3 protein-coding genes, 2 tRNA genes and 1 rRNA gene are annotated in these 5,728 nt (G+C 39.6%); all 6 read right to left on the reverse strand.

Translation table 11 applies throughout. The features are described from left to right. Positions 1–975: 975 nt before the first annotated feature. Positions 976–1,167: an NADH-quinone oxidoreductase subunit C gene (locus IPH52_18945; protein ID MBK7057083.1), complete on the reverse strand. Its 192-nt coding sequence runs from the start codon at positions 1,165–1,167 to the stop codon at positions 976–978. Positions 1,168–2,224: 1,057 nt separating this feature from the next. Beyond that, positions 2,225–2,296: transfer RNA gene (locus IPH52_18950), tRNA-Glu, on the reverse strand. 939 nt (positions 2,297–3,235) lie between these two features. Beyond that, positions 3,236–3,316: transfer RNA gene (locus IPH52_18955), tRNA-Leu, on the reverse strand. Between the two features lie 306 nt (positions 3,317–3,622). Beyond that, positions 3,623–3,856 carry a hypothetical protein gene (locus tag IPH52_18960; GenBank protein MBK7057084.1) on the reverse strand — a complete coding sequence of 78 codons (234 nt, stop codon included), beginning with the start codon at positions 3,854–3,856 and terminating at the stop codon, positions 3,623–3,625. Between the two features lie 129 nt (positions 3,857–3,985). Then, complete coding sequence (locus tag IPH52_18965) at positions 3,986–4,435, reverse strand: hypothetical protein (protein MBK7057085.1); 450 nt, start codon at positions 4,433–4,435, stop codon at positions 3,986–3,988. Between the two features lie 94 nt (positions 4,436–4,529). Beyond that, positions 4,530–5,728, reverse strand: a 23S ribosomal RNA gene (locus IPH52_18970); the annotation flags it as partial.

Below are 5,728 nucleotides of genomic sequence, written 5' to 3' on the forward strand. Positions count from 1 at the left end.
ATTTTACAGTATTTTTGAATTTCATAAAACATATTTAAATTTTTTCTATTAGTTGGTTTTAGCAAGTAGTGGGTCACCCGTACCGCGGGTTTTAGATAATAATACTCGAAATAATCGACCAAGTATTTTAAAATTTTTTTAGATTTTTTAGCACTTTTTAGCTTTACCCCAAGATAGCACATTAGTTTCCCCGCAGAAATAGTTGTAAAGTGCTGTTTATTTAAACCCATGAAGGTAAGCATATACTGTTTTCTATTTGATTGTATTTGAAATAGTAAATGTAAGGTGTCGTAGAAAGCAACGTCGAAAAAGACAAAGTTGCAATACAACGTAAAATAGTAACCAACAAGAATCTGTATATTGAGTTTTTTTGGTGGGTGTATACGAGGACGTCCAAAAAGATTATTTACAGACTTTTTTATAAAAAACTGCAGTAGTTTAGAGGCGGGCACGCAAGCCTTAACTACGCTGTGTTTTTTTCGAAGTCAAACGTACGCTCTTTTTTTAGGTAAACTACGCGTAACAAAATCTACAGCACAGCCCAAATAACAGCCCCTCACGATACTACGCGGGTAACAATACGTTATTTAAGTTAAAAAAAAAAGTAAATAAGCAAACCAATAGAAAATTCCATACCGGAAAATACCAAAACAGCAACACTCACCCCGAGTAAGTAAAAGCTGTCAACACTCAGCCCAGAGAAAACGCAAATGCAGTATAGCGTGATCCACATTAACTCGGACAAAAGTAAATAGGATAACAAATCGGAATCAATAAAAAAAAAAGAAACTAAAGATAAGATGAAACATAAGTTTAATAGATTAAAAAAGCTTAACACTTGCAGATTACACGCCTGCAGACTAGAAACAGAGTAACGAGTCACAGGATTCTAAAATTTACTTAGGTGCAAAATGTACTTGCGCAACACTTATGTTCTTAGGCAATAATAAACCTAGGCACGCGGGCCAGGGGCGTTTAATAGGCGTCATAGTTAACAAAATAATAATTTTTAAAAAAATGAGAAGAAAACACATCACTATAGCATTTATGCAACACGCCACGAGTGGTTGAGTAGTCAAGTAAGAGTTTTCGAGTGTCAGGAAGATTGTAATAAACAAGGTTAAGCATCTCAGAAGACTCACGCTCTACCCAACTTGCATTTTTCATAAAGCAACAATAGAGCTAAGGTGCCTTTGCTGCGGGTAAGCGGCGCGGGTATTCGTCATCATAGAAATAAAAACCGTTACCGCTGTGTATACGTCATCTGCTCTTGTTTTACCGGGCAAAACTCAAGCAAAATGGTCAAACAAAGAGTACGCGCCTATGGTGGTTACGGAGTGTAGCGAAAGGGCTATATTTGGGACATGCTGCGGTGTAGTTCAAAAAAAAAAATCGCTGGAATTACCAGAATCCGAGGTAAACACTTTGATAGGGGCGTGTTCATTTATAACAAAACACTCCACCGGAAAACCATAAACAATACGCTCGACGGACTCCCATTACGCAAAACAAATACTTTAAATTTTTGTCGTATGTCTAACTTAGCCTTTTTTTTTAAATTTCGGTAATCATTGTAATAGCAAAATTTAGAGAGATACAAAGAAAAAAAAACCACTATATATAACCAGGGTCTGCGGAAGGAACACCTCCGACGGTGCTGCAGTTACTCATATAAATGTTTATGCTCGCCCACCAACAGCATAAAGTAGGAAACATCGTAAGGGGTGACCTCAATCTATACAAAAGGGAAAAAGTTCTCCCATCCAAAAGTAAGCCTATCAAACGCGATAGAAAAGAATTCGTGAAAAATATCGGAAAATAAGTACACTGCGTACTTAAAGAAACAATCTCAGACAAGTAAGTATATAAGGGCGTATATAGTATCAAAAAACTCCTCTACGAACATACGTTTTGAATCCCACGCTAAGTCAATAGCAACGTCACTCTCGTCAAGATACATGTAGTCACTCACTTATAAATTACAAAAGCGCAATGCAGCCAATAAAAATTATTTATATTTAAGAAAATAAATCACAGTACACAGCATAGTAGGCGTACGCGGTAAGGTAGAATGCCCGCATGCTTGGAATTATATGTTAACCAAATGAAGTTGTAATTAATGGGTGAACTAGTTCTTAAGCAGTAAGCCGTACGTCTAGAGCAGCAACCACGCGGAGGTGTACTGACCGCGGACCCCACGCTACGAACGACTCTGGGAAAAGGCTACTCTAGCCAGGAATCGAACCCGGGTTTGCAGGGTGAAAACCTGCTGTCCTAACCATTAGACGACTAAAGCGAAAAGGCGAAAATAGCCGCTACAGCTACTAAAAAAAAAAAAAAAATAAATCTAATTTAGAATTTAGTCGCTATTTAGATTTTACCTAATTACTCGTGGGGTGGCAGCGTTGTAACCGCCACCACGCCACAAATTAGTAATACCGCTGTCGGGAGACGAACCCGACCCGCTCAGGGTCATGAGCCCCGGCTGGACCGTCCTAGCGGCATAGAAATGTACGAAAATTACAGGGCTATCACCTTCTTTGGCACGCGATTCCACGCAGTTTACTTTCTTTAACACATTGGCTACTACTTTCGGTCACCCCTACTAAAATCTCAATTGATTTAGATTGCCCGGTACTACGATGTCTCGCTTCGCGGGATTGAAAACGACGAGGGGTCAGCAGAACGCGTTAGGAACCTTGCCCACTCTAATAAGAAACTGTTTTCTACTTGACCTGAATAGGCATCCGTCTAGTGCATATTTACGACTAACTTAAAACGTAGAACAAATGCTAAGCAGCCGAGTATTTTGCAATGTATAAAACTAAAATTATAGGGTGATGGACGACAATGTAGCTGAGGTACCTGTTAAAAAATATTGGGCTCAGTGGGCTCATTGAAATTACCCTAGCTATTCCTACGAGAAAATGCTCAGGGTATCACCACCTGCGAAACCAAAACGTGTGCATAAAGGTTGAGAAATTTTTTAAAGAAACCGATGCGCTGGAGCGTAAACAACTAGAAAATAAAAAAGACGCTAAAAATACAAAAAGGGCTGGTCAAATAAGGCTAAACTTTAATAATACTTTATAATAAAGAATAAAAACAACGAAAATAACTAAAATATTTATAAGAATTGCCAAATAAAAAGCAACGCGGGTTGTTTGTCTATTCCGCGCGTATCTGCTTTTGTTAAATATTTTGTTTTTTCTCAGCAAAAACAAACCCTGCACAGTGCCCATGGCCGGAATCGAACCAGCACCCGAGAAGGACGCGATTTTAAGTCGCGCGTGTCTACCAATTCCACCACACGGGCGAATTGCTGGTTCGACTACAGGCAACACCACAGGATACCGGCGAGGGACAGGAACACAATTAAAAAAAAAATAGCTGTAGGTAATAGTTTTAAGTTTCCTTGAGCTTTGAAAGAAGCAAAACGAGGCAGCATTTGAGGGATCCTCGATATTGTATTTTTTAAAATTCGTATTAAAAAGTATTTTTCAGCGAGATTTAACCCAAAATTTAAAAAAACCTCTTTACTCATAAGACCCGTAAGTTTTTTAACGTAGTAATCCATTGAAAAACCACTTTTTATAACACGGTAACCTTTAATGGAGTAAGGTCACTGCAGCGCCCTGCCCAGTTTACGTAAATTTTTACGAAAAATACGGTATCTATACGCCATCCCATAAGAAAAAGGGCCGTCAAAATTTCTAGGGCCAGTAGATAGTTCACGGATAATAGTCTCTGGTCTAGTATCAACGGCTTCCTTTAATTCTTCTTCAAGCAGTTTTTGTTTTTCATGCTCATCGAGATTTTCACGGTATTTAGCAAGCTGTTCATGATACTTATCCATACTTATAAGGTACCTGTGGCACGCCACAACATACGGTTTTAGATCGTCCAGTTCTTTATCTGTTGGGTAATAAGGCTGTCCAGGCTTGCGGAGTATAACTTTTTTTCATCACCGAAGACACGCGAGAACTCAAGTAAAAAACGGTAAAGTCGGGTCCACGCTACGGGGCTTGTTATCGGCGCCTGAAACGTTTACAAGTTTTTGTATTCCGCGGACGGTTACCCACATCTGTGTATCTTCTGGTTTTTGTGGGGCTTCTATAGACTTTGGTTGGGGTTTCTCAATAGTAGTTTGTGGCGTAGCAGTTTGTGGCGTAGCAGTTTGTGGCGTAGCAGCTTGAGGCGCTTTAACTTCGGGCGAATCAACGGCAGCGCTCGTTTTTTCTACACTTGTAGTTTTATCAGTAACCCTATTTGGGTTATTTACGTTCTTTTTATCAGTGGCAAGGGTTTCCAGTGTAGGTTTACCGACTTGTGTTGTGTTGGTTTTTGTGTTGTTTGTGTTGTTTGTGTTGTTATCCTTTGAGAAGAAGAAAAACAGCGTAGTTAGGATTCGCGGGCCAGGCACTGCCTTACCCATATACAGGTGACGGTTATCGGGTTGCGATACCGTATAGTAATAACTATTGCTAGTGTATGTAAGCTTCGGCAACAACATACCTATAAATTAAACTCAGTTTGTCGTATTAGTAAATCTAACTTTGCGGCTGAACATCTCTGTTTTTAAACCGCTACGTTATTAAAAAATTTTATCTAAAAATTTTCTATTAGAACAATTAAACTATACAATTCCTGACTAATCAGTGACATTTTTTAAGCGTAGCTATGCAACTTACTTAGTATAATTGCTAAACAATTGGCTTCCTGTCCCCGGTCCTCTCGTACTGAGGTAAAAATAGTTAACTATTCTAAGTATACAGTAGATAGGGACCAAACTGTCTCACGACGTTTTAAACCCAGCTCACGTACCACTTTAATCGGCGAACAGCCGAACCCTTAGCAGATTATGCACCACCAGGATGTGATGAGCCGACATCGAGGTGCCAAACGTTTTCTTCAATGTGGACTCTCGGAAAACATAAGCCTGTTATCCCTAGCGTACCTTTTATCCGTTAATCGATACAGCCTCCTCTACGCTATACCGGGTCACTATGGCAGGCTTGCGCCCTTTACATACTTGTTAGTACATAAATCAGACCTAAATAAACTTCATTAAAACGTCTTTGTTTGCACATATTTTAGATCATATGCTCACCTCCGTTACTCTTTTGGAGGCAACCGCCCCAGTTAAACTGTCTCGCAGCAAATTTCTTTCGTTCCCGAAAGCTAACATAATAAATTAGAAAGTAGTTTTCCATCAACACGACAGCTCCTACGTATCTATATTCCTTTTTATTTTTGTCATAAGCAGCTAACAGTAAAGGTGCATAGGGTCTCTCCGTCTAGCTGTATTTTATCGCATCTTCACAATAACTTCAATTTCATAAAGTCAACACTAGAGACAGTGGGGCAGTCGTTACACCATTCGTGCAGGACGGAACTTACCCGTCAAGGGATTTTGCTACCTTAGGACCGTCAGGGTTACGGCCGCCGTTTACCGTGGCTTATAAGTTACACGCAAATATAACTATTTCGCCGATCAGCACTGGGCAGGTGTCAGACTTTATACTTCATATTTCTACTTCGCAAAGTCTTATGTTTTTAATAAACAGTCGCTACCCCCTCTTTTCTTAGTCAACAGGACGCCTTTTCTCCCTAAGTTACAAGGCAATTTTGCAGAGTTCCTTTAGTGTTGTTACCTTTTTCGTCGTAGCTTACTCAGCCAGTCAACCTGTGTTGGTATTTGTACGGTACTTCTAGGTTTTTTCCAGCC

The sequence above is a fragment of the Leptospiraceae bacterium genome, assembly GCA_016708435.1.
Lineage (GTDB): Bacteria > Spirochaetota > Leptospiria > Leptospirales > Leptospiraceae > UBA2033.